Source organism: Nocardia otitidiscaviarum (genome assembly GCF_007362295.1).
Classification (GTDB): Bacteria; Actinomycetota; Actinomycetes; order Mycobacteriales; family Mycobacteriaceae; genus Nocardia; species Nocardia otitidiscaviarum.
Genome location: NZ_CP041695.1, coordinates 3,992,385 through 4,017,761 on the forward strand (window position 1 = coordinate 3,992,385; position 25,377 = coordinate 4,017,761).

General features: G+C 69.9%; 25 protein-coding genes. 16 read left to right on the forward strand and 9 right to left on the reverse strand.

What is annotated here, in order from left to right:
• Positions 1-13 precede the first annotated feature (13 nt).
• Positions 14-622 carry a hypothetical protein gene (locus tag FOH10_RS17675; protein WP_143981564.1) on the reverse strand — a complete coding sequence of 203 codons (609 nt, stop codon included), beginning with the start codon at positions 620-622 and terminating at the stop codon, positions 14-16.
• Between the two features lie 292 nt (positions 623-914).
• On the opposite strand from FOH10_RS17675, the gene FOH10_RS17680 reads away from it, so the two are divergent.
• The gene (locus tag FOH10_RS17680; protein WP_143981565.1) at positions 915-1,676 is read left to right on the forward strand and encodes a 3-hydroxyacyl-CoA dehydrogenase; all 762 of its coding nucleotides are present in this window, start codon (positions 915-917) and stop codon (positions 1,674-1,676) included.
• A 376-nt stretch (positions 1,677-2,052) separates the two neighbouring features.
• Here FOH10_RS17680 and FOH10_RS17685 read toward each other — a convergent pair whose 3' ends face one another.
• From FOH10_RS17685 to FOH10_RS17695, 3 genes are all read right to left on the reverse strand, one after another.
• Positions 2,053-3,252, reverse strand: a complete 1,200-nt coding sequence (locus FOH10_RS17685; protein WP_143981566.1) for a Cmx/CmrA family chloramphenicol efflux MFS transporter — start codon at positions 3,250-3,252, stop codon at positions 2,053-2,055.
• Positions 3,253-3,553: 301 nt separating this feature from the next.
• A complete protein-coding gene (locus tag FOH10_RS17690) occupies positions 3,554-4,126 on the reverse strand; it encodes a TetR/AcrR family transcriptional regulator (protein WP_143981567.1) in 573 nt (190 codons plus the stop codon).
• A 97-nt stretch (positions 4,127-4,223) separates the two neighbouring features.
• Complete coding sequence (locus tag FOH10_RS17695; RefSeq protein ID WP_143981568.1) at positions 4,224-6,173, reverse strand: glycoside hydrolase; 1,950 nt, start codon at positions 6,171-6,173, stop codon at positions 4,224-4,226.
• Positions 6,174-6,249: 76 nt separating this feature from the next.
• Here FOH10_RS17695 and FOH10_RS17700 point away from each other — a divergent pair, with 76 nt between their 5' ends.
• The 3 genes from FOH10_RS17700 to FOH10_RS17710 all read left to right on the forward strand — a co-directional run bounded on the left by FOH10_RS17700 (position 6,250) and on the right by FOH10_RS17710 (position 8,849).
• On the forward strand, positions 6,250-6,915 hold the full coding sequence (locus FOH10_RS17700; RefSeq protein ID WP_143981569.1) for a response regulator transcription factor: 666 nt from the start codon (positions 6,250-6,252) through the stop codon (positions 6,913-6,915).
• Positions 6,912-8,288 (forward strand): HAMP domain-containing sensor histidine kinase, encoded by a 1,377-nt coding sequence (locus tag FOH10_RS17705; RefSeq protein ID WP_244961259.1) that lies wholly within the window; start codon positions 6,912-6,914, stop codon positions 8,286-8,288. Before FOH10_RS17700 ends, FOH10_RS17705 begins: the two co-directional genes overlap by 4 nt.
• 141 nt (positions 8,289-8,429) lie before the next feature.
• Positions 8,430-8,849, forward strand: coding sequence for a hypothetical protein (locus tag FOH10_RS17710; protein ID WP_039815275.1), 420 nt, complete (start codon positions 8,430-8,432; stop codon positions 8,847-8,849).
• A gap of 5 nt (positions 8,850-8,854) precedes the next feature.
• On the opposite strand, the gene FOH10_RS17715 is transcribed toward FOH10_RS17710, so the two are convergent.
• Positions 8,855-9,898, reverse strand: coding sequence for an AraC family transcriptional regulator (locus tag FOH10_RS17715; RefSeq protein ID WP_143981570.1), 1,044 nt, complete (start codon positions 9,896-9,898; stop codon positions 8,855-8,857).
• Between the two features lie 294 nt (positions 9,899-10,192).
• On the opposite strand from FOH10_RS17715, the gene FOH10_RS17720 reads away from it, so the two are divergent.
• Positions 10,193-10,996: an SDR family oxidoreductase gene (locus FOH10_RS17720; RefSeq protein WP_143981571.1), complete on the forward strand. Its 804-nt coding sequence runs from the start codon at positions 10,193-10,195 to the stop codon at positions 10,994-10,996.
• A gap of 13 nt (positions 10,997-11,009) precedes the next feature.
• Here the strand turns inward: FOH10_RS17720 and FOH10_RS17725 are convergent, their stop codons facing one another.
• Positions 11,010-12,176: an alpha/beta hydrolase gene (locus FOH10_RS17725; RefSeq protein ID WP_143981572.1), complete on the reverse strand. Its 1,167-nt coding sequence runs from the start codon at positions 12,174-12,176 to the stop codon at positions 11,010-11,012.
• A 290-nt stretch (positions 12,177-12,466) separates the two neighbouring features.
• Here FOH10_RS17725 and FOH10_RS17730 point away from each other — a divergent pair, with 290 nt between their 5' ends.
• Genes FOH10_RS17730 through FOH10_RS17770 form a run of 9 tightly spaced genes read left to right on the forward strand, consistent with a single transcriptional unit; the run spans position 12,467 to position 20,906 of the window.
• The gene (locus tag FOH10_RS17730; protein WP_143981573.1) at positions 12,467-13,318 is read left to right on the forward strand and encodes an MlaE family ABC transporter permease; all 852 of its coding nucleotides are present in this window, start codon (positions 12,467-12,469) and stop codon (positions 13,316-13,318) included.
• Positions 13,315-14,112, forward strand: a complete 798-nt coding sequence (locus FOH10_RS17735) for an ABC transporter permease (RefSeq protein ID WP_143981574.1) — start codon at positions 13,315-13,317, stop codon at positions 14,110-14,112. Before FOH10_RS17730 ends, FOH10_RS17735 begins: the two co-directional genes overlap by 4 nt.
• A gap of 2 nt (positions 14,113-14,114) precedes the next feature.
• Positions 14,115-15,164 carry an MlaD family protein gene (locus FOH10_RS17740; protein ID WP_143981575.1) on the forward strand — a complete coding sequence of 350 codons (1,050 nt, stop codon included), beginning with the start codon at positions 14,115-14,117 and terminating at the stop codon, positions 15,162-15,164.
• Complete coding sequence (locus FOH10_RS17745; RefSeq protein ID WP_143981576.1) at positions 15,161-16,198, forward strand: MlaD family protein; 1,038 nt, start codon at positions 15,161-15,163, stop codon at positions 16,196-16,198. The genes FOH10_RS17740 and FOH10_RS17745 overlap by 4 nt, the downstream gene beginning before the upstream one ends.
• Positions 16,186-17,166 (forward strand): MlaD family protein, encoded by a 981-nt coding sequence (locus FOH10_RS17750; RefSeq protein ID WP_143981577.1) that lies wholly within the window; start codon positions 16,186-16,188, stop codon positions 17,164-17,166. The genes FOH10_RS17745 and FOH10_RS17750 overlap by 13 nt, the downstream gene beginning before the upstream one ends.
• Positions 17,167-18,267: an MlaD family protein gene (locus FOH10_RS17755; protein WP_143981578.1), complete on the forward strand. Its 1,101-nt coding sequence runs from the start codon at positions 17,167-17,169 to the stop codon at positions 18,265-18,267.
• Entirely contained in the window at positions 18,264-19,328 is a 1,065-nt protein-coding gene (locus FOH10_RS17760; protein ID WP_244961260.1) for an MlaD family protein, read from the forward strand. Before FOH10_RS17755 ends, FOH10_RS17760 begins: the two co-directional genes overlap by 4 nt.
• Positions 19,325-20,296, forward strand: a complete 972-nt coding sequence (locus tag FOH10_RS17765; protein WP_143981579.1) for an MlaD family protein — start codon at positions 19,325-19,327, stop codon at positions 20,294-20,296. The genes FOH10_RS17760 and FOH10_RS17765 overlap by 4 nt, the downstream gene beginning before the upstream one ends.
• A 16-nt stretch (positions 20,297-20,312) precedes the next feature.
• Positions 20,313-20,906, forward strand: coding sequence for a hypothetical protein (locus FOH10_RS17770; protein ID WP_186000519.1), 594 nt, complete (start codon positions 20,313-20,315; stop codon positions 20,904-20,906).
• Between the two features lie 80 nt (positions 20,907-20,986).
• On the opposite strand, the gene FOH10_RS17775 is transcribed toward FOH10_RS17770, so the two are convergent.
• Entirely contained in the window at positions 20,987-21,880 is an 894-nt protein-coding gene (locus FOH10_RS17775; protein ID WP_143981580.1) for an alpha/beta fold hydrolase, read from the reverse strand.
• Between the two features lie 200 nt (positions 21,881-22,080).
• Here FOH10_RS17775 and FOH10_RS17780 point away from each other — a divergent pair, with 200 nt between their 5' ends.
• Positions 22,081-22,455: a hypothetical protein gene (locus FOH10_RS17780; RefSeq protein ID WP_143981581.1), complete on the forward strand. Its 375-nt coding sequence runs from the start codon at positions 22,081-22,083 to the stop codon at positions 22,453-22,455.
• On the forward strand, positions 22,452-22,730 hold the full coding sequence (locus FOH10_RS17785) for a hypothetical protein (RefSeq protein WP_143981582.1): 279 nt from the start codon (positions 22,452-22,454) through the stop codon (positions 22,728-22,730). The genes FOH10_RS17780 and FOH10_RS17785 overlap by 4 nt, the downstream gene beginning before the upstream one ends.
• Positions 22,731-23,346: 616 nt before the next feature.
• Here the strand turns inward: FOH10_RS17785 and FOH10_RS17790 are convergent.
• Positions 23,347-24,888: a DEAD/DEAH box helicase gene (locus tag FOH10_RS17790; RefSeq protein ID WP_143981583.1), complete on the reverse strand. Its 1,542-nt coding sequence runs from the start codon at positions 24,886-24,888 to the stop codon at positions 23,347-23,349.
• 175 nt (positions 24,889-25,063) lie between these two features.
• Entirely contained in the window at positions 25,064-25,375 is a 312-nt protein-coding gene (gene ppnP / locus FOH10_RS17795; protein ID WP_143981584.1) for a pyrimidine/purine nucleoside phosphorylase, read from the reverse strand.
• Positions 25,376-25,377: the final 2 nt, after the last annotated feature.

Consider the following 25,377-nt stretch of genomic DNA (forward strand, 5'->3'; position numbering starts at 1 on the left):
TCCGTGCTCCCTCTTATCCCGCCGGGATCACCGGCGTGGTGGTGCGACCGCCGACAACCATGGTGCCCACGGATTGCGCTGTGGCGCCACGGGAATGGAGCACATAGAGCGCAACGCCGCCCGCGAGGGCCAGCAACAGAACGGCTATCAGGACGGCGGCCAGGGCGACGAGGCGGCGACGCCGGAACTTCGCCGATGCGGCAGCGGCTTTCGCGCCGCGCGCCTCGGCGGAGTCCGACGCCGCCCGCGATAGCGCCGCGTCGTCGAACTCCTCGTTCCCGCTGTCGTCGTGCCCGCCGTCGAGGTCGGCCGGGAAGGGCAGTAGATCGGCCGGACGTTCGCGCAGCCGGAAGGCCGGAGCGCGATCGGTCACCCAGTCCGACCAGCGCCCCGTGTAGTGACTGCGCCGGAACAGCGACTCGTCGACGGGGGGTACGACCTCGACATCGTCGTCGCGGATGTAGTGCGGGAATCCGCCCGTTCCGCCGTCGTCGCCGAATACCGGTGCGACGTGCGCGTCCTCGGCGCCGGCCCCGTCTTCGGGGGGCAGCGCCGGATACCAGCGCGACATCTTTTTGTACGACTTCAACATTTCCGCGGAGCGAGGCGCGTCGTGCGGCATCGTCGTACCCTCTCGGCGGTCGGTGAAGCTTCGGTGTGGTCGCGGCGGGGCGCGCCGTCCTCGGGCACGGTCCCGACTGGAAATTCTCTCGTATCAGGCGGATTCCCACCTCCCGACGCGCCGGAAATCACCCTCAGAAATTCGACGGAACTCGTGAACCGACCGGTACCATGCTTCACCCCCGGCTTGATACTCACCGGTAACTACCGCCGTGAAAGGGGTTGTGGGGTACCCCCCTTCCACACCAGAAGCCGAGAATCTACATTAACAAGACCTAGTAACAGGAGGTTTTGTGAAGACAGCAGATACCGTCGCGGTGGTGACCGGCGGCGCTTCCGGACTCGGCCTGGCCACCGTGCGTGAGCTGCACGGCGCCGGCGCCTCGGTCGTCATCCTCGATCTTCCGTCGTCCGACGGCAAGGCCGTGGCCGAGGAACTCGGCGAGCGCGCGACCTTCGCACCGGGCGATGTGACCAGCGAAGCGGACGTCACCGCCGCGCTGGACGCCGCCGCCGGACTCGGCACGCTGCGAATCGCGGTGAACTGCGCGGGAATCGGCAATGCCATCCGCACGGTGAGCAAGAAGGGCGCGTTCCCGCTCGACGCCTTCACCAAGGTGGTCAACGTCAACCTGATCGGGTCGTTCAATGTGATCCGTCTGGCGGCCGAGCGCATGGCCGCCACCGAGGAGGCCGAGGGCGAACGGGGCGTCATCGTCAACACCGCCTCCGTGGCCGCCTACGACGGCCAGATCGGTCAAGCCGCCTACTCGGCCTCCAAGGGTGGAATCGTCGGCATGACCCTGCCGATCGCGCGCGACCTGTCGGGCTACAAGATCCGGGTGAACACCATCGCGCCCGGCCTGTTCCGCACCCCGCTGTTCGCGACGCTCTCCGATGAGGCCATCGCCTCGCTGGAGGCACAGGTGCCGCACCCCTCGCGGCTGGGCAACCCCACCGAATTCGCCGCCCTGGTGCGCCACATCGTGGAGAACCCCATGCTCAACGGCGAGACCATTCGCCTCGACGGCGCCATCCGGATGGCGCCGCGCTGATCCGCCGCCGGTCGGCCCCGGTTCCGAGATCCCGGGGCCGACCGGCTCTCACCGCGCCCACGGCCGCGCGCCCCCCTCCGGAGTCTCGCCCGGCGAGTCCCGAATCAGCGCGTCGGCCGCGCCCGCGTCGAGAGGCCGCCACGCCGAGGCCGTCCACGACAATGGCCCCTGGACCAGTCACGCGTCGATCGGACCGATCCGGTGCAATCGACCGAACTCGATCCGTCCCGTCGACCGACGTCGAGCCGTTCCGTCGACCGACCTCGAGCGGTTCCATCGACCGACCTCGGGCCGGATCCGGCAGTCGGATTCGATCCGGCGCGACGGCACGACTCGAAACGGAGCATCGACCGGATTCGGCTCGACCGCAATCCCGCTACGCGCGCACCGATATCGGCTCCGCGCCGAGCACGGCGTCGCCATCGGTGGGCACCGCATGTGCGGCCAGTGCGCTCGACCAACCGACTACGGCCAGCGCGGTAGCGCCCAGGGCCACGCCGATCCAGGCGAGTGCCGGGTAGTCCCAGTGCGCGCCCAGCGCCACGCCGCCCAGCCACGGGCCGACGGTGATGCCGATATTGAACGCCGCCACATTTCCGGCCGCACCCAGGGTGGACGCGCCCGGGGCGAGGGTGAAGACGCGGCTGTTGAGCACCGGGTTGACGCCGAAACCGAACGCGCCCAACAGGAATACCAGCAGCACCACCGGCACGACGTGGTGCGCGGCGAGCGCCAGCAGTGCCGAGGTGACGGTCAGTCCGGTGATCCCGACCGTGAGGCTGCGCAGCGGATGGGCGTCGGCCGTACGACCGCCCACCATGATTCCCAGGCAACTGCCGATCCCGTAGACGGCCAGGACGACGGGCACCCAACTTTCGGACATCCCGGTGGTCTCGGTGAGGAAGGCGGCGAGGTAGCCGAAGGTGACCATCAGCGCGGAGATGGCCAGCGCGGTGGTGAGGTAGAGCAGCCAGACCGGCAGGGTGGCCAGGGCACGCACCTCGGTGCGCACGCGCGGCGCGACCGCCGGACGCACGTCCGGAACCTTGGCGATCACCCCCGCCATGGCCGCGATCGACAGCACCGCCACCGCCCAGAACGCGGCCCGCCACCCGAGATGCTGTCCGATGACCGTGCCCGCGGGCAGTCCGACGACGGTCGCCACGGTGAGACCGCCGGCCACCACGCTCAGCGCGCGCCCGCGTGCGTTCTCCGCCACCAGACCGACCGCGGTCGCCACGGCCACCGACCAGAAACCGGCGTAGACGAAGGCCGCGACCACGCGCGTCGCGAACAGCACCCCGTAGTCGGAGGTGAGCGCGCCCAGGACGTGCGCGGCGGCGAAAACGGCGAGGAAGGCCAGCAGTGCGGTTCGGCGCGGCCAGCGCAGGGTGGCGACGGCCAGGATCGGCGCGCCGATGAGCATGCCCACTGCGAAGGCGGAGATGAGCAGTCCGACCTGAGGCACGGAAACACCGAGGTCACTTGCCATTTCGGTGAGCAGCCCGGCGATCATGAGTTCGGATGTGCCCTGGGCGAATATGGACAGGCCCAGGATGTAGACGGCCACTGGCATCGGAATTCCCTTCGGTTGTCGGACAGCATGTTTTGGATCGATTGGTTCAAAATGAGGACGGCGCGATCCGCGCGGGTCGCCGCTGGGCGAACCGCGCCAGGCGCTACGTCGGATCGAGTGACATCTCCGTCGAATCGGGGCGATGAGCCGCCCTGTCGCCCCGGAGCGGAGCGACAATCAGAGCTGGTTCACCAGCCAGCCCGCGCCACCAGCGACTCGGCTTCACCGGCGACCCGGCTTCACCAGCGACCCGGCTTCACGGTTAATACGGCTTCGCCGACGCACAGCACCGAGCGCCGATTCACAGGCAGCCCAACGCCACCTCGGCGATGGCGGCCAGCGCCGCCCGGTCCGCACCGCCCCGGGCGGCCACCCGCATACCGCCGATGGTGGCGACGATGAACCGGGCCAGATCGCGGGGGTCCCGGTCGCCGCTGATCTCCCCCGCGCGCTGCCCCTCGGCGATGGCGGTGGCGAGGGCGAGCAGCCGCCGCTCCTCGTCGGCACGCAGCAACCGCGCGATCTCCGGATCCCGCTCCCCCAGTTCGACGGTCGCGTTCACCACCAGACACCCCAGCGGATCCCCCTCCGGGGCATCGATGATGAACTCCAGCAGCCGCGCGATCCGGTCCCGCACCGGCCCCGGCCCGTCGAGCACCGCGAACGTATCGGCGTTCTTGTCCGCCATATACCGCCGCAGCGCCCGCTGGAACAGATCGTGCTTACTGCTGAAGGTGTTGTAGATACTGCTCCGCCCCAATCCGGTAGCGGCACAGAGTTCCTGGGTGGACGTGCCGTCGTACCCCGCACGCCAGAAGGCCCGCATGGCGGCGTCCACCGCCCTCTCCTCGTCGAACTGCTTGGGTCGCGCCATGCGACCGACGCTAGCACGTTTTGTATGGACCAGTCCAAAATGGGTCCGAGCCCCGGTCGTCCCGACGGGCCGCAGTGGCGTTCCCGATCGTCGTCGCTCATGCGGCCGGGCACAGGCGACGCGCGGTGGTGTCGACCGCGAGCGCGGCGTCCACGCAACCACCCGGCAGCCCGTCGTGCTCGGCGGTGCCGAAATTGGCCGTGACGGTGAGGGTGCCGTTGCCGAAGACGGTGCGCTGCACCAGGTGGTCGTCGGTGAGCCAGCGGAAGTCCGTCATGGGGAGGGTGGCCGCGGCCTCGTGCAGGGGTGCGAAGAAGCGTTGCAGGCGGGCGATGTCGGGGCCGCGCTCGGCCAGGGTGTCGCCGTCGAGCACGAAGTTCAGCGGGGTGTTGTTCAGGATGGCGGTCAGGGCCCGCATCGTCTGCTGTTGCGGCAGTTTGTCGTAGGACAACTCCCAGCGGTCGGTGTTGACGATCGAGTCGTGCAGCACGGTTTCGTACAGGGGCACCCGGTAGGCCGGATCGAACATGGCCCGCGCCAGCTGGTCGGGCAGCACGACCGGCTGGAAGTAGGTCCGCGGCGCGTTCGCGGGGGCGTAGCCGCCCCAGACCGCGCGATCGCGCTGGAATGCCCACAGCCGGTCCGAGACCGGGGTCTGCGCGCCATGGTCGAAGTCGAGCACCGGCGCCGCCCACGCACCCGCGGATTCCGAGCCGAGCACCTGGCCGCGGTCCTCGGCGAGCCAGCGCAGGCGGGCGAGCCGATTGTCCCGGTCCCGGCGCGCGGTCATCGGGTGATCGACGCTGTGGTCGTCGAAGAATTCTCCGGCCGCGTCCACATCGAGGAAATAGGTGTTCGCGCCATTGCCGGTGACCTGCGCGTAGCGGTCCCGGTACAGGTCCGGAACCTGGTGCAACGCTTGAGAACTCAGGTAGCAGCCCCGGCCGCCGAAGCCCGTTTCTGGGGTGCCGTCGGTCGCGCGGACGCAGCCGTCCGGCCAGGTGGAGCCCGGCCAGCGCGAGCCGGGATTGTCGGCGGTCGCCGGATCCTGCCCGTTGGCCCACGAATCATAGGGCCCGGCAAGGTATCCGGCGTTCTTCGCGGCCGCGACGGCCGCCGCGCTCATGGGCGAATCATCGGAGTCGTAGCCGAGCCACATCCGGGTGATGCCCAGCTGCCGCAAGCGCTCGACGGCCTCGGGCGTGCGCGCCTCACCCCACACGTAGGCGTGGAACGCGCCGAGCAGCCGGACCACCTCCGGATTGCGCGCGATCTTCGCACGCAGCGAGCGGAATTCGCCGTGCCGCAGCAGCCAGTCGCGATAGTCCCGCGCGGCGGCCACGGGGGAATCGTCGGTGAGCGCGAAGGTGACCGTGTAATCGGCGGTGTCGCCGCGATCGTCGAAATCGTGTGCGGCAGCGGCTGTCAGGCTGCCGTCTACCGACCGCACCGTGAGCGTGCTGCCGATATCGGTGGGCACCAGGTAGCTGACACCGCGCCCGTCCAGCCGATACCCCCAGAACGGCATGGTGAGCCCGGAGGTGAGCGTGAGCGGGCTGTCCACCAGCCCCGCGTCCGGCCCGTTCCAGAACGGATCCCGCACCGGCAACGACAGGCCCTCGCCGCGCGGGATCTGCAGGGAGCGCGCGGCGGGGTCACCGCCGGTGATCGGCCAGATCAGGCGACCCGGGCGCGCACTGTGCACGGTGACGCGCAGGCGGCCGTCCTGTCCGCTGGCGGTGACCGTCCAGCCTCGGTCGGGGTAGGTCCACTGCGCGCTCTCGCCGTCCGTCCGCACGGCGCCCGCCGTCCCCAGTCCGGCGGCGGGGCCGGACAGCTCCACACGCTGCCCGCCCGTCTCGGCGCTGACAGCCAGCGAGGCCGTGTCGATCTCGGCCGTTCCGCCGTCCACCGTGATAGCCACCCGATTGCCATCTACGCGCGGCGCGTTCGTCTCCGGCGGGCGCGAGCAGGCCGCGGATCCGGTCACGACCAGTCCGGACAGCATCAGCAGCACCCATATGCGTCGAGGTTTCCGCCATCTCATACCCGCCACGCTCACGGTCTCCGATGAGAGTTGGATGAGAACGCCCAGTTCGGGGCCGTCCGTATGATGCCGTGGCATGCGGGTGCTGGTGGTGGACGACGAGGCCGCGGTGCGCGACGCCCTGGTGCGGGCCCTGGCCGCAGAGGGCTACGACACGCGCGGGGTGGGCGATGGCGCGACCGCTCTCACTGCGATTGCCGACTGGCAGCCGGGAGTGGTGGTGCTGGATATGGTCATGCCGTTCCTGGACGGCCTGACCGCCTGCCGCACGCTGCGGGCGCGCGGCGACCGCACCCCGATCCTCATGCTCACCGCCCGCGACGCCGTCGCCGACCGCATTGCCGGATTGGATGCCGGCGCCGACGACTACCTGGTCAAACCCTTCGATCTGGATGAGTTGCTGGCGCGGGTGCGGGCGCTGGTGCGGCGCACCCAGCCCGCGGACGGTGCGGTGCTGTGCTGCGCCGATCTGGTCATGGACACCACCGCCCATACGGTGCGCCGCGGCGGACGCGTCATCGAGCTCAGCCGAACCGAATTCGCGCTGCTGGAGGTCCTGCTGCGCAATGCCGGACAGGCGCTGCCCCGCGAAATGCTGGTCGAGCGGGTGTGGGGACGGGCGGCCACCTCGAATTCGCTCGAGGTCTACATCCGCTATCTGCGGCGCAAACTCGATATCGACGAGCTGCCGCCACTCGTGCACACGGTGCGCGGTATCGGCTACCGCCTGGGGCGGATGTGAGGCGGCTCGGGCTGCGCGGCCGGATCGCCGCGTTCTTCGTGCTCGCCATGGCCGGGGCGCTGGCGGGCATGGCGGCGGCGGCTTATCTGGTGGTGGGCCACCAGTTGCACAGCGCCCTGGACACCGGTCTGCGCCGGGAGGCCACCCGGATCACGCGGCAGTTCGCGACCGAGCCCGCGGTGGCCGCCCTCTCCGGACCCTGCCGCTACCTCGCCGCCCCGAGCTGTGTCCAGGTGGTGACGGCCGACGGCATCGTCGAATCGGATACCCGGCCCGAGGACACGCTGCCGGTGGACGACCGCACCCGTGCGGTCGCGAACGGTTCCGCGGCGGCGTACTTCAGCGATTTCACGACCGACGGCCTCCCCATGCGCATGTACACCGCGCCGCTGCGGCCGGGCAGTGCCGTCCAGGTGGCGCAGCGCGCCGATACCGTCTCCACCGGACAGCGCCGGGTCGGTCTCGCCCTGCTCGCGGCGGCGGGGGTGGGCACCCTGCTGGCCGCCGTCATCGGGACCACGCTGGCGCGCCGCGCACTCGCCCCCGTGGAAACGCTCACCCGGGCCGCCGAGGAGGTGGCGCGCACCCGAAACCCGGACCGGCACATCGCGATCACCGGATCCGATGAACTGGCCCGGTTGGCCGCCAGTGTCAACACCATGCTCGACGAACTCGACGCGGCCCTCACCGCGGAACGGGATGCCCGTGCGGCACAACGGCGTCTGGTCGCCGACGCCTCCCACGAGCTGCGCACCCCGCTCACCGCGCTGCGCACCGATATCGATCTGCTGCGCCGCGCCCGGCGGCTGTCCCCCGAACACCTCGACGAGACGGCGGCCGCGCTGCGCGTGCGGGCGGAGGAACTGTCCGGCCTGGTCACCGACCTCATCGACCTCGCCCGGGACGACGATCCGACCGCACCCCGGGTGCCGTTCGAGGACCTGCGCGCGGACACGCTGGTGCGGGACTGCCTGGACCAGGCTCGAAGGCATTGGCCCGCTATCGCTTTCGACACCGAGCTGGAACCGACCACCGTGTACGGCAACCCCGAGCGGCTCACCCGCGCCGTCACCAATCTGCTCGACAATGCCGCCAAATTCAGTCCGCCGCACGGCACGGTCCGGGTGGAGCTGACCGGCCGGTGCCTGTCGGTGCGCGACGGCGGCCCCGGTATCGCAGCACAGGACCTGCCGCATGTCTTCGACCGCTTCTACCGCTCCCCCACCGCCCGCTCGACACCCGGCCACGGTCTGGGCCTGGCCATCGTGGCCCAGGTCGCCGCCGCACACGACGCCCAGCTCACCGTCGCCTCCGAACTCGGCCACGGCGCGGAATTCCGGCTGTCCTTCCCCACGGCCCGCACCGAGCGCTGACCGCCCGCATTATGCTGGGGCGGCGCGAGATTCGGCCAGCCGCCGTGTCGGGTGCACCAGGGATACACCGCGAATTCACTCCGGATGACTTGGATCACTTACTCCCCCCGCAGGGGCCGCGGTACCGGACAGGAGTTCGCCATGCTCGCCAGAGTCACGCTGCGCCGCACCGTCATTCCGGATTGGCATGAGCTACTGGCGGCCTTCTGCGGCCATATCGGTGAGCAGCCCGGTACCCACCCCGTCACCCGCTGCGCCTTCGCGCTGGCGCAGCTGCACCTGGTATCGCAGGGTCATCCCCAGCACGCCGGTGAGATCGACGGTGTCCGTGCCGAACTCATCGCCGATATCGACGAGTGGGTGCGGCGCAATGTCCCGCGCGCCGCGCAGCGCCGCGGGTCCTTCGGCACCGCCGTCGATCGCATGGCCGCGGCCCAGGTGCACGCCAGTACCGTGCTGCGCACCGCCGCCAGCGCCTCCGACGAACGGGTCCACACCGCGTGGCATCGCCTGGCGACCCTCGCCGACGCGTGGAACGACCGCATCCACGGCCTCGCCTGAACGCGCTACACCAGGGCCGGTGTCCGAGCGGAGGCGCGCGGGCCGCGAGCGCGGTATTCCTGTGGCGGACAGCCCTTCCAGCGCCGGAAGGCGCGGATGAACGAGGCGGCCTCCGCGTAGCCGAGGCGGGCGGCGACCTGTTCGGTGGTCATATCGGTGTGGTCGAGCAGTTCCTCCGAGAGCGTCTGGCGGACCTCGTCCAGCAGCGCCCGGAAGGAGGTGCCCTCCTCGTGCAGTCGCCGCGACAGCGTGCGCTGGCTCATGTACAGCTGGGCGGCCACGGCGGTCTGGTCCGGGATCTCGGCCGGGTCACGCACCAGCAGATCCCGCACCGCGCCCGCGACCCCGGTGCGGGCCTGGCGGCGAGACAGCAGTTCACGACACAGCTGCTCGCAGGTGCTGCGCGCCCATTCGTTGGCCCGCGGCGGCGCGCTGTCCAGACACGCGCTGTCGAAGGCGATTTCGTCGACCGGATGGTCGAAGGTCGGTTCGATGCCCAGGATGTCGCGGTAGCGGGTGGTGTCGGCGGGGCGGCGGTGCCGGAATCCGATGCGGCGGACGGGAACCCCCGTGGTGAACAGTTCGCGCCCGAGCAGCAGCACACCCGTCATGACCCGTTCGACGAGGAAGGATCGCACGTCGGCGGGCACCTCGTCACCGTCGAACCGCAGCCGCGCCTCACCCTCGGACTCCTCGAAGGACAGCCCGCCGCCCACGAAGGACAGGTCCACGTAGCGCAGCGCCACGTCCACCGCATCGCGCGGGGTGCGACTGCCGATCAGGCTCAGACCCCACGGGCCGTGCAGGCCGACGTGGTCGAGAGCGCCCGCCGCCACCCCCAGTCCCGGTTCCCGACCGAAGCGCGCGAGCAGAGCGCGCATGACCGTGAGTTCCTGGCCCGCCGTGATCTCGGCGCTCGGATCGACCAGCGCCGTCGTCGGCAGCCCGGTACCCGCCAGGCAGTCCGCCGCGGGCATCCCCCGTTCCTCCGCCAGTCGTGTCAGAACGCGCACCCCGGAGGTATTCCGCAGCAGATCCCAGTCACACATGTACCCGTTCCCTCATCGCCGTCGAACTGTCCCAGCGGGTTGGCGACAGATATCAACACCAACCGTTCCCTGTGACGAAACCTACAAAATGAACGGTGGTGTACACAAGACCGAACGCCAACTGACCCAGACCGCTAGACCGCCAGTGATACCGGACAGAACCGGTGAAATCCCCCCGAACAGGGGATATGGCGCGACAATCGGAACCTGCTGTCTCAGTCACCTCGTTCCCGGAAGAGCTGCGCCGCCGCGCCCAGTAGGGTGGGGCGCACACCAGAGCACGAGGAGGTCGCGGTGCAGGAAACCGCCGTCGTCACCGGCGCATCGTCCGGAATCGGGAAGGCCACCGCGGCGGCGCTGGCCGCCCGCGGCTACCGGGTGATCGGCACCAGCCGCAGCCCGGAGGGCATTGCGGACGCCGATCGGGTGCCGGGCGTGGAGTACCGGGCCCTCGACCTCACCGACGACGCGTCCATCGCGGAGTTCGCGCGCGGACTCGGCCCGGTCGACGTGCTGATCAACAATGCCGGGGAGAGCCAGGCCGGGCCGCTGGCCGAACTCCCCGGCGACGCGGTGGCGCGGTTGTTCCGGCTCAATGTGCTCGGCCCCGTCGCCCTCACCCAGGCCGTGCTGCCCGGAATGCGCGAGCGACGCCGCGGCCGGGTGATCATGGTCGGCTCCATGCTCGCGAGTTTCCCGATGCCGTACCGCTCCTCGTACGTGGCGACCAAGGCGGCGCTGCGCGGCTTCGCGACCGCCGCGCGATTCGAGGAGTCACCCTTCGACGTCTGGATCACCACGGTCGAACCGGGGCAGATCGATACCGGCCTGCGCGAGCGCCGCACCAAATACCTCGACGAAGGTTCCGCACACACCGCGGATTTCACGCGCTTCATGACCGCGCTGGATCGCAAGCAGGCCGAGGGCATCACGCCCGAGCGGGTCGCGGAGACCATCGTCCGGGCCGTCGCGGCGGACCGCCCGAAACCGCTGTACGCCGTGGGCAGCAACGCCCCGCTGCTGTTCGCGGTGCGGCGGCTGCTGCCGCGCACGGTCATGGAGAAGGCCATCGCCGCCGCCTACGGCCTGAAGCGCTGACCCGGCCCGGGACTCAATTCGGCCGCGCGTGCCGGTCCAGGAACCGGTCGAACGCGTGCCGGGACAGCTGCGTACCCCAGTCACCCCAGTTGATGTCGTAGGCGTGCTCGCCGTACGGAATCGACAGCAGCTCGTGTGCCACACCGGCCGCCGCGAGCAGCCGGGCCAGCTGGGCCGACTGGGCGTGCGGCACCACGTGATCGCGCGTGCCGTGCATGAGCAGGGTCGGCGGCAGCCCGGGCCGCACATAGCTCACCGGCGCGGCCGCCGCGTAACGCTCGGGCACCTGCTCCGGGGTGCCACCGGTGTAGTCGCGCAACAGTTCCCGCGTTCCCGCGACCAGGTCCGGATCGTGCCAGCCCGCCCGCAGGTCGGTGGCCGGGTAGAGGGCGGCGACCGCCCGCACCGCGGTATCGGTGACCGCGCAGCTGGGCTGGACACGGTCGTCGGAGTACGCCGCCACGAGAGCCAGATTCCCACCCGCCGAAGCGCCCGCCACCACCACCCGCTCCGGATCGAGACCGTAGCGTTCGGCGTGCTGTTTCACCCAGCCGATCGCGCACTTCACATCGGCGGGCGCCTGATCCCAGCGCGGCGGCGGACTCAGCCGGTAGTCGATGGCGAAGACGGCGTAGCCGCGCTCGTTGAGCCACTCGTGCCAGCGCGGTGACTGCGCGCGATCACCCTCGGCCCAGCCGCCGCCGTGCACCCACACCACGGCCGGACGCGGCGAATCCGAGGTTCCCGACGGCAGTTTCACATCGAGCAGCAACTCCCGGCCGTCGACGACGTTGTAGCCGACCCCGAACCGCGGATCCAGCGATCCGGTATTCGATCCCGCCGTGATGTACTCACCGAACGACAGGCTCGCCCCCTGCCGCTGCGCCTCCCGCCAAGACGCCACCAGCGGCACGACGGCCGCCGCCGCACCCACCACACACACCAGCGCGGTGAGCGCACCCAGCCAGCGAACCACGGCGTGCCCGCGCAGCCGGGCCAGCAGCGCCAGCCCCGCGCCCGCGATGCCGAGCGGAATCAGGAACAGCCCGTAATTGCTGACCACCGCCGACAGCCGCACCAGCGGATCGGATATCGGGTAGCGGACGATGACATAGGTGCTCGTTCCCATTACCGCCGCGATCAGTACCGCCACGAAGGCGAATAGCCAGCGAACGATCATGCGCGCTATTAATCCATGCCGCGCCGCGCCCGGCGCGACGGCACGCCGACAGAAACCGCCATTCCGGTAACAGTGTCGAATTGCGCCGCGCATTACGGCAATAAGCCCCGAACCTCTCCGTTAGCCTCGAAAGCGGATACCCCGCGCGGCCCGCCGGAGCACCGGCGCATGACGGGTCCGCGCCTGCGTCGGCCGTGTCGCCATCCTGCCTCCTCGCCGACGCCTGCCCAGCGAGCGGGTGTCGAGGGAGTCACACCGCCTCGGCACGGGAACCGAGGGAGGGAGCGGCCGTGCAGCCCGAGTCCGCATCCCCGCGCGGCGAGACCGCCTCGGCCCTGCGCATCATCCGAAAGAACTTCTCCGCCACCGCGATATCGAGTCTGCGCACCTTCGGCCGCACGGTGGACCTGGCCGTCGAATCGGTGCGCGGCGCGGTCACCGATATGGTGGCGCGCACCTTCCCCTGGCGCGAAATGCTGCATCAGGCTTGGTATCTCATCACCGTCACGGCATTGCCCGCCATCCTCATGGCGATTCCCTTCGGCGTGGTGGTCTCGGTGCAGGTGGGCAATCTGATCCACCAGCTCGGCGCGGATTCACTGCTCGGCGCGGCAGGCGGTCTGGGCGTCATCCAGCAGGGCGCGCCGATTGCCACCGGACTGCTGCTCGGTGGTGCGGGGGCCTCGGCCATCGCCTCCGATCTGGGGGCGCGCACGGTGCGCGAGGAGATCGACGCCCTGCGCGTCATGGGTATCGACCCGGTGCACCGACTCGTCGCACCACGGGTGGCGGCCATGCTTTTCGTGGCACCGCTGCTCAATATCCTGATCGTATTCGTGGGCATTCTGGCCGGATACGGGGTGGCGATCGGCGCGCAGAATGTGACGCCCGGAAGTTACTGGGCGACATTCGGCGCGTTCACCGTTCTCGCGGACGTCTGGATTTCCCTCGGCAAGGCAATGCTTTTCGGATTCATCGTGGTGATCGTGGCCTGTCAGCGCGGGCTGGAGGCCCGGGGTGGGCCGCGCGGCGTCGCCGACGGCGTCAATGCCGCGGTGGTGCTGTCGGTGGCGGCCATCATCGTGGTGAATCTCGCCATCACGCAGGTGGTCACCATGTTCCTGCCGATGCGGGTGGCATGATGCGTCCACTGGAGAACGCCGGATTCGCGGTCGGCTTCGTGTGGCAGGCACTCGCCGGGATCCCGGTGACGCTGGCGCGGTATCGCGCCCAGACCATGCGCACCATCACCGATATGACCTGGGGCCGCGGCTCGTTCATCGTCGGCGGCGGCACGGTGCCGATGCTGGTGGTGCTCGGCATCGCCATCGGCGCGGGGGTCGGCATCCAGTCCTTCGCCGCCCTGGACCTGCTCGGGCTGGGCTCGGTCACCGGCGTGGTGTCGGCCTTCGCGAATACGCGCGAACTCGCCCCCATCGCCGCGGCCGTCGGGTTCGCCGCGCAGGCGGGCTGCCGGATGACCGCCGAGATCGGCTCCATGCGCATCTCCGAGGAGATCGACGCCATCGAATCCTTCGGCCTGCGCTCGGTCCCGTTCGTGGTCACCACGCGGGTGATCGCGGGGGCGGTGGCGATCGTGCCGACCTTCCTGATCGCGCTCATTTTGTCGTATCTGGCCTGCGATACCGTGATCGTGCTGCTGCACGGCCAGGCGGGCGGCGTCTACGACCACTACTTCTTCCAGTTCACCAGCGGCTACGACATCGTCGCGGCGGTGGTGAAGATCCTGGTGTTCGGCGTCGCGGTCATTCTCATCCACTGCTACTACGGCTTCTTCGCCTCCGGCGGACCGGAGGGTGTCGGCATCGCCTCGGGGCGGGCGGTGCGCGCCAGCTTCGTCGCCATCGTCGGCTTGGACATGGTGCTGACGCTGCTGCTGTGGGGCGTCGACTCGGCCATCGAGTTCCCGGGGTAGCCATGCCGAACTACGCGATTCCCGGGGTGCGGACCACACGGCCCATGGCCCGCGGGCTCGGCGTGCTGCTGGTGCTGTGCACGGTGGCGGCGGTGCTGACCTGGAACGCCTACCAGCGGCGCGCGCCCACGGACACACTGCGAATCCAGTTGCGCACCGAGCAGATCGGGGCGGGCATCGGCGTCGGCACGGCGGTGCGGTTGGACGGGGTGGCGGTCGGCCGGATCGCGGCGGTGCGGCCCGTCGAACGGGGGCGGCAACTGCTCACCCTGGAACTGGACCGGTCCCAGACCGCCGGCCTCACCGACACCTTCGGCGTCGACTACGCGCCGGAGAACCTCTTCGGCATCAGCACGCTGGCGCTGCGCGCCGAACCGGGCGGCGCGCCGCTGCGCGACGGGCAGCTGATCGATGTGGGCGGACGCGTCGAGGACGTGACCATGGGCGCGCTGCTGCGCACCCTCACCGGCACCGTCACCGAGGTGCTCACTCCCGAACTCACCGAACTGCTCACCCGCATCGACACCGATCTGCGGGCCTTCACGCCGATCATCGAGGCGGTCGTCGAGTTGGGCCGGATCGTCGCCGACACCCAGGTGTACCCGTCGTCGTTCCTGATCGACCAGTACGGGTCGTTCCTGAACGGGTTCGGCGCGTTCACCTCCGCCACCTTCCGGCTGGCGGCGGCTCTGATGGATATCGAGATCTTCCGGACCGAACGGGAGCGTTACGACACCTCCATCACCGTCATCCGCGACGGGGTGCTGCTCGGTCTGGCCGATACGCTGAACACCCTGCGCACCCACCTCGGCGGACTGATCGGCGCGCTCACGCCCACCGTCGAGGCGCTGGCGGGCACGGTGCCCGACCCGGCGACCTCGCGGGCGCAACTCACCGAACTCATCGAGCGCCTGGACCGCGTCTTCGCCGACACGCCCGACGGTCCCGTGGTGTCGCTCGAGGTGACTCTGCGCGGCGTCCCGGCGGTGGGCGTACCCCTGCTCGGGCAGCAGGCGTTCACGGCTCTCACACAGCCAGAGGGGGTGCGATGACGAGAGGGGCGACGACGAGATCCACCACGGTCGGGGTGCTGGTGCGGCTCGGCGTGTTCACCGCCGCCATGCTGGCGCTGCTGTTGGTGGTGATCACCGCCATCCTGCGGCCGGTATCCGGCGACACCGTCGGATACCGCGCGGAATTCACCGATGTGAGCGGCCTGAGGCGCGGTGACGACGTGCGCATGTACGGGGTGCAGGTCGGCGAGGTGACCGCGATCGAACTCAGCGGCGCGACGGCCGTCGTCCGGTTCACGGTGCGCACCGATAGGCCCGTCTACGAGAGCAGCGGGCTGGCCATCCGGTATCAGACGCTCACCGGGCAGCGGTATGTGGATGTGCGGCAACCGGATCGGCCCGGCGCGCGACTCGGGGCCGGTGCCACCATCGGGCTCGACAAGACCATCCCGTCGTTCGATATCACCCAGCTGTTCAACGGCCTGCGGCCGGTGCTGGAGGAATTCTCCCCCGGCGCGCTCAATCACTTCGCGGAGAGCGTGCTGGCGGTGATCCAGGGCGACGGGTCCGGCATCGGGCCCGCCCTGGACGCCTTCGAACGACTCAGCCGCTATGTCAGCGACCGGCAGGCCGTGCTGTCGCTCATCGTGTCCAATCTGCAGCACATCTCCGATCAGATCGGCGGCAAGTCCCCCCATCTGGTCACCCTGCTGCGCGGGATCGCCGACGTGTTCACCGCCCTGAACATCGAACTCGACGGGCTGCTGCTGTTCGCCGACACCGCGCCCTCGGCCCTGGGCCCGCTGAACAGTCTCATGGCGACGCTGGGATTCACCGAGCGCAGCAATCCGCTGCTGGTGCGGGACCTGCGGCTGCTGTTCCCGGATCCGGACCAGGCCCTCGACGTGCTCGGCCGCCTGCCCGGCCTGTTGCAGACCCTGGCCGACCTGCTGCCACCGGCCGACGGGACACCCGGCCGGGCCGACCTCACCTGCTCGCGCGGACCGGCCCCGGTGCCCGCGCCGTTCGCCGTGCTGATCGCCGGACAGAGGATCGCGATATGTCGGAACTGACGCCCGCGCGGGAGCTGCGGCTCGGCCTGTACGGGGCCGTGGCGCTGGTCGTGCTGCTCGTCGCCACCGGCATCGTCTACGTGCTGCCGATCGGCAAGCGCGTCTACACGGCCGAACTCACCGAGGCCCGGTCGGTGGATGTGGGTGACGAGGTGCGGATCGCCGGAATCGGGGTCGGCGCGGTGAGATCCCTGGAACTGCTGCCGGATCGGGTCCGCATGACCTTCACCGTGGACGACGACGTCCGGCTCGGCGACCGCACCGCCCTCGAGGTGCGCATGCTGACCGTGGTGGGCGGGCACTACATCGCCGCCTTCCCCGCGGGCGACGAACCGCTCGGCGACCAGGTCATTCCGCCGGAGCGGGTACGCCTGCCCTACAGTCTGATCCGCGTTCTCCAGGACGCCGCCGCACCGGTCGCCGAGGTGGACGGCGATACGCTGCGGGCCACCTTCGCCGCCCTGGGACAGGCCCTGGAGGATAGCCCGGACGCGCTGCGGCGCATGGGTATCGCCGTGGAGAGCATCGTGGGCGTGCTCGAACGGCAGAACGCGGAGATCTCGCGGGCGCTGACCGTGATGGACGAGTACCTCACCGTCATCGACGCCAACACCGCCCTGCTGGGCACCTTCGTCCGCAAGCTCGGGGACATCGAAACCCGCGGGCTGGCGAAGAAGGCCGAGATCGCGGAGGCGCTGCTGGTGACCGGCCAGCTGCTCTCGCGAATCGCGGCCGTCGAACCCGCCTGGCGCGAGGTGCTGGAACCCCTCGCAGACCAACTCGTGCGGGCCGTACCTCACTTGGAGGAGCTGGGACGGCGCATCGACGCGTCGCTGCACGGCCTCGGACTGCTGCGCACCCGGCTGCGGGCGGCGATCACCCCCGAGCACGGACTGAGCGTCGACCAGTCCGCCATCACGGTCGAGGCCCCGCCGGTGTGTGTCCCGGTGCCGGGAAGGCGGTGCTGAATGAAACGCTTCCTCGGCTCACCGGGTTTCACGACCGTGGTCGGCGTCGCCCTGGTGGTGCTGATCGCCGTGGTCGGCTACCTCGTCGCCTTCCAACCCGGGAAGCGGATGCTCAGCTACTGCGCCCTCATGCCCGACGCCATCGGCCTGTACCCGGGCAATGACGTGACCATGCGGGGGCTGCCGGTCGGCGTCGTCGATACGGTTCACCCGCACGGTGATTCGGTGCGCGTGAGCTTCCGGGTGGACGCCGGGCATCCGCTGCGCGGCGCGGTCACCGCCACCACCGTCTCCGATACCGTGCTCGCCGACCGGGAGCTGGAAGTGTTGGGCGACAACACCTCCGAGCAGCTCTGGGACGCCGACACCTGCATTACCGAGACCTTCACGCCCAAGAGCATCAGCCGCACCCTGGAGGCGTTCTCCACCCTCGCCGACGAGCTGACCGGACACGGCGACCCAGCCGAACGGGAACGACTGCGCGACAGCGTGATCGCCTTCGACCGGGCCACCGACGGCATGGGGGAACGGCTCAACCGCGTCATCCGGGAACTCGCCACGGCACTGCGGCAGCCCGACGCCGCCATCGGACATATCGGCGATCTGATCGACGCCTTCAGCTCCATCGCCCGCAGCATCGCGCTCAACTGGGGCGACATCAAACTGGCGCTCACCCAGGCCGGGGAGGGCTTCGACTTCGTCAACCAGATGTGGGACCGCACGGTGCAGATCGTCGACTCCCTGCTGGTGATCCTGCCGTGGCTCAACCGCATGACCCTCGCGTACGGGCAGCCCGTGCTGCGCGGCCTCGACGCACTGGTGCCGAAACTGCGACTGCTCTCGGCGCACATCGGATCGCTGCGCCAGCTGCTGGAGCTGATCCCGGCCCTGGTCGGAGCCTTCCGCGACACCCTCGATCCGGAGACCGGTCAGGTCCGGATCACCTATGCCCCACCGCGCGTCGCCCTCCCGCAGCAGTTGGCCGACCAGGTGTGCGGGGCCGTCAACGCGGTCGCACCCGGACGCTGCCGCGACGCCGAGCACGGGATGGCGACGGTGGACCTGGTGCCACTCGTCCTCGGATTGGCAGGTGCACGGTGAACACACCACCTTCCCGTCGGCGACGCGCGGTCGCCGCCATGGCCTGCGCGGTGGTCGCCGCCCTGTCGGGCGCGTGCGGTGTCGACCCGGCCGCCGTGCCCGTGCCCGGCGCGTCCGTGGCCGGACCGACCTACGAGATCCACATCGAATTCGCCAATGCGCTGAATCTGCCCGCCCAGGCCAAGGTGATCGCCAATGGCGCGAAGGTCGGCAGTCTGCGCTCGGTCGCCGTCGTCGACCCGTCGGCGGCGGGACCGGGGCGGATCGACGCCGTGGTCGAGATCTCCAGTGCGGTACGGCTACCGGTGCGCACCACCGCGCAGCTGCGACAGAACACGCTGCTCGGTGATGTGTACATCGGACTGACCACGCCACCCGGCGAGACCGGCGCGACCATTCCGCCCGGCGGCACCATCCCGCTGGAGCGGACCCAACCCGCCCTCCAGGTGGAGGATCTGCTCGCGGCACTGTCCGCCTTCGTGGGCGGCGGTGCGCCGCAGCGGATTCAGGACATCATCGAACAGGCCAATGCGGTGCTGCCCGCCGCACGCGAGGAGACGGCGCGCATCGCCGACCGGCTGGGCACCGACGTGCGCGATATCGCCGACAATCTGGATGCCGTCGACCGGTTCCTGGACGGTTTCGAACGCAATCTCGAAGCGGTGCTGGCCAATCCGCGCGAACTCGGGACGCTGCTGAGTGAACGGGGCTCCAGGGAATTGCCCGCGGATGTGCAGTCGCTGGTGTACACCCTCGGCATCCTCAGCTCACTCGGGGTGATCGGGCAGTCGTTGCAGTGGACCGCGCCGCTGCTGCGCGCCGGAGACGCCGCCGCCAAGGCTTTCGTGCCGCTGCTGCTGGGCGGCAATCCGCTCGACCTCAGCGCACCGTCCAATCTGAACCGCCTGGTGGCGCTGCTGCGCGAGAAGATCATTCCCTTCGTGGAGCGCGGACCGAAGGTGAATGTCACCGGGATACAGGTGGAGGGCGCGACCCTGCCCGCCGAGGAGCGGATCGATGGGATCGTCCGGGCGCTGCGCATGATCGGAATGGTTCGATGAAGACGAAGACCCTGCTCTCACTGGCGAGTATCCTCACCATCCTGGTGGTGGGCAGTGCCTACCTGGCGTTCGGCGTGGTGCGGGTGACCTGGTTCTCCGAGCAGATGCACGCCACCATGTACGTGCCGGAATCCGGTGGGCTGCTGCCGCGTTCGAAGGTGCTGCTGTCGGGAGTGGAGGTCGGCCGGATCACCGCGGTCGAGCATGTGCCGGGTGCGGTGGAGGTGCGCTTCCGCGTCGACGCGGACTACCCGATTCCCACCGCCAGCGCCGTGCGGATCGAGGGGCTGTCCGGACTCGGCGAGTCGTATCTGCTGTTCGACCCGCCCTCGGCCGAGGGACCGTACCTGAGCGACGGCCAGGTGGTGCGGGCGACGAAGATCAGTGCGCCGGTGTCGATTCCGGATATCGCCCGCACCACCACCGAACTGCTGCGGCAGCTGGATCCGACGGCGCTCGCCTCCATTGTCGAGACCTTTACCGCGGCGACCGAGAACACCGAGGCGGTGATTCCGCAGCTGTCCCGGGCCACCGATCTGCTGGCGGCGACGCTGCTGGCCCGCACCGACGTGATCCGGCAGTTGCTCATCGCGCTACAGGCCAATGCGAGCGATATGGCATGGTCGGGCCCGGCGCTCATCCAGGCATCGGAGCCGTGGGCCGAATTCGGGCCCCGGGTGATCGATGTGGCCGACTCCATCGCCCGCGTCATCCGCGCGGGCAATCTGCCCGAATCCTTCCTGGTACACACTCCCGACGCCATCGGTCTCGCTCCCTTCCTGCGGGAGCTCACCGTCCGCGTCGACCGGATGGGACCCGAACTGGCGCCGCTGATTCCGCTGTTGGAACCGGTGCTGGCCCTGGTTCCGCCACTGGTGAGCCAACTCGATCTCGGCAGCCTCATCGCCCAGGCGCTGCACGCCACCACGCCCGACGGCACGCTGCGCCTGCGAATCACCGTCAACTGACCGACAGGAGTCCGTCATGACCGTCGATCTGACCAAGCGCACCACCCCGCGACGCCGGCGTGAATCCGCCGGGGCGCGACCGGTTCCGCGTTCGGTGGCCATTCCGCTGACCACACTGCGCTGGTCCGCGGCGGTCGCGGTGGTCACGGTGGTGGCGGCCGCGCTCGGGGTGCTGCTCCTGGTGGCGCGCAACGACATCGCCGACCGCGACGCGGTCGCCGCCGCCACCGTCCGCGCCGAACAGGTGGCCACCGACTACGCCGTGGGGGCGTCCACGGTGAACTTCGCCGACTTCGATGCCTGGGTGGTGCGGCTCAAGCACAACACGGCACCCGCGCTGGCCAACAAGTTCGACGCCAGCGCCCCGGCCTTGCAGGAGATCATCGCGCCGCTGCGGTGGACCTCCACCGCCATGCCCATCACGGCCAAGGTGGTGTCGGAATCCGGTGGCATCTACAAGGTCAACGTCTTCGTCAATGTCAGCTCCACCAATGCCCAGAACCCCGACGGGGCGCAGACGACGGTGACCTACAACGTCACCGTCGACCGCAACGCCGACTGGAAGGTCACCGATGTGGGCGGCATGGAGGGCGCGCTGCCGTTGAAGTGAGCTGCCGTCGAAGTGAGCCGCCGGTGCGGTGAGCCACGCGGCGCGCGCCGCGTCCGACGTGCGCACCGCGCGACGGAGAACTACTCCGGGACAGCGCTGTTCGACGCTTCATGGCGGGCGGCGAAGGCGAGTATCCGCGCCGCGACCCGCTGCGGAATCTCGTAGAACACCCCGTGTCCCCGGCCGGGATACACCTGGGTCTCAGCGTTCGGAATGTTCTCGACGATCCTGCGGGTGGCCACCTCGGCATCGGTGACCAGGGAGTCGCCGCCGAAGACGACCAGGGTCGGCACCGTGATCGCCCGCAGCTCGGCGTCTTTCAGTACGCGCGCCCAGCCGATCCGCATGCGGTAGCGCAGGGCCGCCTTGGCGATCGCGAACTCCGGCTCGGTCACCTCGACCCCGGGGCTGAGCCACGCCATCATCTTGCGCATATTCGCGTCCGAGCGTCCTCCCATTCCGAAGCGGATCATCTTCAGCAGCACACGCCACGGCGGCTTGGTGAACATCCCACCCGGCTCGACGAGCGTCACGCTGGCCAGCCGTCCCGCGTCGTGCAGCGCCACCAGGCTCGCGTGCCAGGCTCCGTGCGAATAGCCCACCAGGTGCACGCGTTCCAGCCCCAGCCCCGCCAGCACCTCGTTCACCCACACCGCGAAGTCGGCTTCCCGGGTCAGCGGCGCCGTCTGCACGCTCCGGCCCGCGGTGCCGATGGTGTCCAGCGCGTAGACCACCCGATCGCGAGCCAGATCCTCGATCACGTAATGCCAGGCCAGGCCGTTGGATCCGACACCGTGCAGCAGCACGATCGGAATCCCGTCCCCCTCCCCCGACCACCGCACGTGCGTCGAACCGAATGACGTCGCGATATCGGCCTGCGTCACCGGCAGCGGCCACAACCCCTCCGCCGCCTCGCACATCGCCAGATACTCCGCCCGTGCCGCGTCATTGGCGAATCGCCCGATCTTGGCCATGACCACCCCTTCATCATCGTTGATGGTATCAACGTACCACGTATTTGGTATGCACATACCACCAAGTAGTGAGTCGTCCGCGACTGTGAGAAGGCTCATGAAACGAGGTCGACACCTAGCCCGGACGACGAACGTCAGCAAACATCTAGCTACCGTACATTCGAGGCGGCGATCTCATCGACTCGCACAGGAGAGTTCGAATGCACAAGAAATCCGCAGTACTCGTCCTACTCGGCACGGCGGGCATCGCGACCGCCATCGGCAGCGGAACGGCCTCGGCACTCACGGTGGACCCGCAGCCCGGCGCGGCATCGGTGACCCTCAACCAGGGCGAAGCCGCCGCCGTCGCGTCCATGAACCTGGGCCCCGCCCTCGCCCAGGTCGCCCTCCCGGGCTGGTCTCCGGCCGGAAAGAACGAGGTCGGCAATACGATCAGCAGCGACGCCGCCGTCGCGGGGTCGATGCCCGGCGGCTGGATGCGCATCACCCTGCACGGCCCCATCCAGATGCCGACCCAGGTATCGGTCTCCCGCCCCGCCGCCGAGGCCGAGATGCAGCAGCAGGCCGGGTCATGAGACGACTCGGATACGGCCTGCTCGCCGCCGCGGCCACCGTCTCGGCGATAACACTCTCCACCGCGACCGCCAACGCGGGCATCCCCGCGGGCGTCTACTGCGCCGGAACGTTCTGCTACAACACCACCGACCAACCGCAGACCGTCACCGGCACCGAGGTATGCCCGAACGGCCCCCAATACGCCGTATCGGGCCTCATCCCCCCGCACGGCGCGGGCGCGGTCGGCGCCTTCGCCTGCCCGAACGGCGTTCAGCCCCAGGGCATTCTGTACTGACGGCCGATCCCGAGTTCCCCTCGCCGAACCGACGGCCGTCAACTACCCCGGCCAAACCCCGTGCGGCGGACCGAAACACGGGATCGATCAGCGGCGGCCGATCCGGCCGGCGGCCTGACCGCCGCCGCACGTGGGCTGTGGCCGGGCCGCACGAGCCGGAGCATCCGAGCGAGTGCCGAACGACTCGACAGCACGCGTGGGCGGATCGATCGGCATGGCGTCCGCTGCGGGCGGGCCGAAGACTGTGCCCACGTACGACTCGACTCGGTTGCGCGGGTCACGGCGCGGTACGCATGGCACGTCCGCTGCCGGGCAGGTCGGCGCGAGCCGGAGCATCCGAGCGAGCGCCTGTCGAATCAGCGGCGGCCGGTCTGGCGGGCGGCGGGCTGACCGCCGCCGCGCGTGCGCTGCGGCCGGGCCGCACGACCAGGAGCATCCGAGCGAGGGCCGCTCGATTCGGCAGTGCGGGTGGCCGTTTCGGTACCGGTCCGGGCGGTGGGGCGGCCGGACCGGCGGCAGCGATGAGCCGCCCGGTCACCGCCCATACGAACGGCGGAGCAATCCGGCGGATCCGATCAGCGGCGGCCGGTCCGGTGAGCTACGAACCGCTCTCGAATCAGCGGCGGCCGGTCTGGCGGGCGGCGGGCTGACCGCCGCCGCGCGTGCGCTGCGGCCGGGCCGCACGACCCGGAGCGTCCGAGCGGGTACCGGTCGACTCGACAGCGCGCGTGGCCGACCGGTCGGCGTGACGCACGCGCTGCGGGCGGGCGGCGCGAGCGGAAGCGTCCGAGCGAGTGCCGATCGGCTCGGCGGCGTGGGTGGCGGATCGGTCGGCGTGGCGTACGCGCTGCGGGCGGGCGGTGCGGGCCGGGGCCTGCGAGCGGGAGCGGCGGGCATCGGACACCGTGGCCTTGCGGGCGGCGGGACGCCGATCGCGTTCCGGCGATGTCGCGGCGGGCTCGGGGCGGGCGGTCACCAGCGGGGCGATGGGGCCGACCAGGGTGGTCACCTCGGCCGAATTCCCGGTCACCCGTTGCGGGGTGGCGGTGATGGCCGCCTTGCGGAGCAGGGCGGCGACGTCCCGGCGCTGCTCGGGCAGGACCACGGTCACCACATCGCCGGAGCTGCCCGCGCGGGCGGTGCGACCGGAACGGTGCAGGTACGCCTTGTGTTCGGCGGGCGGGTCCACGTGGACGACCAGTTCCACGTCGTCCACGTGCACACCGCGGGCGGCGATATCGGTGGCGACCAGCACGCGCGCGGTACCCGCGGCGAAGGCGGCGAGGTTGCGGTCGCGCACCGCCTGGGAGAGGTTGCCGTGCAGGTCGGTGGCGGGAATGCCAACGGCCGTCAGCTGTTTGGCCAGGCGGCGGGCGTGGTGTTTGGTGCGCATGAACAGGATGCGGCGGCCGGTGCCGGAGGCCAGCACCTGCACCAGATCGCGTTTGGCGCCGGCATCGGAGACCTCGAAGATGTGGTGGGTCATGGCCGGAACCGGCGAATGCGCCTCATCCACGCTGTGCGACAGCGGATTTCGCAGGAAGCGTTTAACCAGTTTGTTCACGCCGTTGTCCAGGGTGGCGGAGAACAGCAGCCGCTGACCGGTATCCGGAGTGGCCGCGAGAATACGGGTCACGCCGGGTAGGAAGCCGAGATCGGCCATATGGTCGGCCTCGTCGAGCACGGTGATGCGCACCGCGTCCAGCGAGACCAGGCCCTGCTTCATGAGGTCCTCGAGGCGGCCGGGGCAGGCCACCACGATCTGCGCGGTCTTCAGCGCGCGCGCCTGCCGATTCTGCGGGACGCCACCGAAGATGGTCGTCACCCGCAGCCCGCACGCGGTGGCCATGGGTTCCAGGGTGGCGGCGATCTGGGTCGCCAGCTCGCGCGTGGGGGCCAGGATCAGCCCGGCCGGACGGGCGGGCGTGACCGCCACACCGGCGAGCCGGTGCACCATCGGAATGGAGAAGGCGAGGGTTTTGCCGCTGCCGGTCTTACCGCGCGCCAGCACGTCGCGACCCACGAGGGTGTCGGGCAGCGTGGCCGCCTGAATCGGAAAGGGCGCGGTGATCCCGTTCGCGGTCAGCGCGTCGATCAGGTCGGTGCGCAGGCCGAGCGCGGCGAAGGTCGGGGCAGGGCTCGATGAACGAGTCGTCATGGGTATTCGGGGTGCCTTTCGAGCATCTGGGGTGACCGCAGCGGTGCACGAAAGAAAGACATCCACGACGGAAAGGAGTACAAGATCAGTACTCGACTCCAGCACTATAGCTCACCCCGGCCGCTCGGGGCGGACAATGTGTCCCGTCCCGCACCGACCGGGGTGAGTTCGACGGTCAGCCGTAGTGGCAGACGTAGTGCACCGGCGAGAGCACCTCGATCTGGAAGGAGCTGTTCGCGGGCACGTCGAAGGACTGCCCACCCCGGTAGGTGACGGCCTCGCTCGCCCCGGCGAGGGTGATCCGGCACTCCCCGTCCAGCAGCTCCATGACCTCGGGCGCGCCGGTGTCGAATGTCAGCGTGGCCGGGAGGATCGTCCCCACGGACTTGCGGGTGCCGTCGGCCAGCTCGATGTCGTGGCTGAGGCATTTGCCGTCGAAGTAGACATTGGCCTTCTTGGTGACGGTGACATTCTCGAACGTCGTCATGA

Bases quoted from the DNA above. Each gene is read 5' to 3' on its own strand.
- FOH10_RS17700 (WP_143981569.1), top strand. From the start codon at position 6,250: ATGCGGGTGCTGGTGGTGGACGACGAGGCCGCGGTGCGCGACGCCCTG.
- FOH10_RS17785 (WP_143981582.1), top strand. From the start codon at position 22,452: ATGAGACGACTCGGATACGGCCTGCTCGCCGCCGCGGCCACCGTCTCG.
- FOH10_RS17765 (WP_143981579.1), top strand. From the start codon at position 19,325: ATGAAGACGAAGACCCTGCTCTCACTGGCGAGTATCCTCACCATCCTG.
- FOH10_RS17770 (WP_186000519.1), top strand. From the start codon at position 20,313: ATGACCGTCGATCTGACCAAGCGCACCACCCCGCGACGCCGGCGTGAA.
- ppnP (WP_143981584.1), bottom strand. From the start codon at position 25,375: ATGACGACGTTCGAGAATGTCACCGTCACCAAGAAGGCCAATGTCTAC.
- FOH10_RS17755 (WP_143981578.1), top strand. From the start codon at position 17,167: ATGAAACGCTTCCTCGGCTCACCGGGTTTCACGACCGTGGTCGGCGTC.
- FOH10_RS17675 (WP_143981564.1), bottom strand. From the start codon at position 622: ATGCCGCACGACGCGCCTCGCTCCGCGGAAATGTTGAAGTCGTACAAA.
- FOH10_RS17740 (WP_143981575.1), top strand. From the start codon at position 14,115: ATGCCGAACTACGCGATTCCCGGGGTGCGGACCACACGGCCCATGGCC.
- FOH10_RS17790 (WP_143981583.1), bottom strand. From the start codon at position 24,888: ATGACGACTCGTTCATCGAGCCCTGCCCCGACCTTCGCCGCGCTCGGC.
- FOH10_RS17685 (WP_143981566.1), bottom strand. From the start codon at position 3,252: ATGCCAGTGGCCGTCTACATCCTGGGCCTGTCCATATTCGCCCAGGGC.
- FOH10_RS17745 (WP_143981576.1), top strand. From the start codon at position 15,161: ATGACGAGAGGGGCGACGACGAGATCCACCACGGTCGGGGTGCTGGTG.
- FOH10_RS17775 (WP_143981580.1), bottom strand. From the start codon at position 21,880: ATGGCCAAGATCGGGCGATTCGCCAATGACGCGGCACGGGCGGAGTAT.
- FOH10_RS17690 (WP_143981567.1), bottom strand. From the start codon at position 4,126: ATGGCGCGACCCAAGCAGTTCGACGAGGAGAGGGCGGTGGACGCCGCC.
- FOH10_RS17715 (WP_143981570.1), bottom strand. From the start codon at position 9,898: ATGTGTGACTGGGATCTGCTGCGGAATACCTCCGGGGTGCGCGTTCTG.
- FOH10_RS17710 (WP_039815275.1), top strand. From the start codon at position 8,430: ATGCTCGCCAGAGTCACGCTGCGCCGCACCGTCATTCCGGATTGGCAT.
- FOH10_RS17735 (WP_143981574.1), top strand. From the start codon at position 13,315: ATGATGCGTCCACTGGAGAACGCCGGATTCGCGGTCGGCTTCGTGTGG.
- FOH10_RS17725 (WP_143981572.1), bottom strand. From the start codon at position 12,176: ATGATCGTTCGCTGGCTATTCGCCTTCGTGGCGGTACTGATCGCGGCG.
- FOH10_RS17750 (WP_143981577.1), top strand. From the start codon at position 16,186: ATGTCGGAACTGACGCCCGCGCGGGAGCTGCGGCTCGGCCTGTACGGG.
- FOH10_RS17695 (WP_143981568.1), bottom strand. From the start codon at position 6,173: ATGAGATGGCGGAAACCTCGACGCATATGGGTGCTGCTGATGCTGTCC.
- FOH10_RS17780 (WP_143981581.1), top strand. From the start codon at position 22,081: ATGCACAAGAAATCCGCAGTACTCGTCCTACTCGGCACGGCGGGCATC.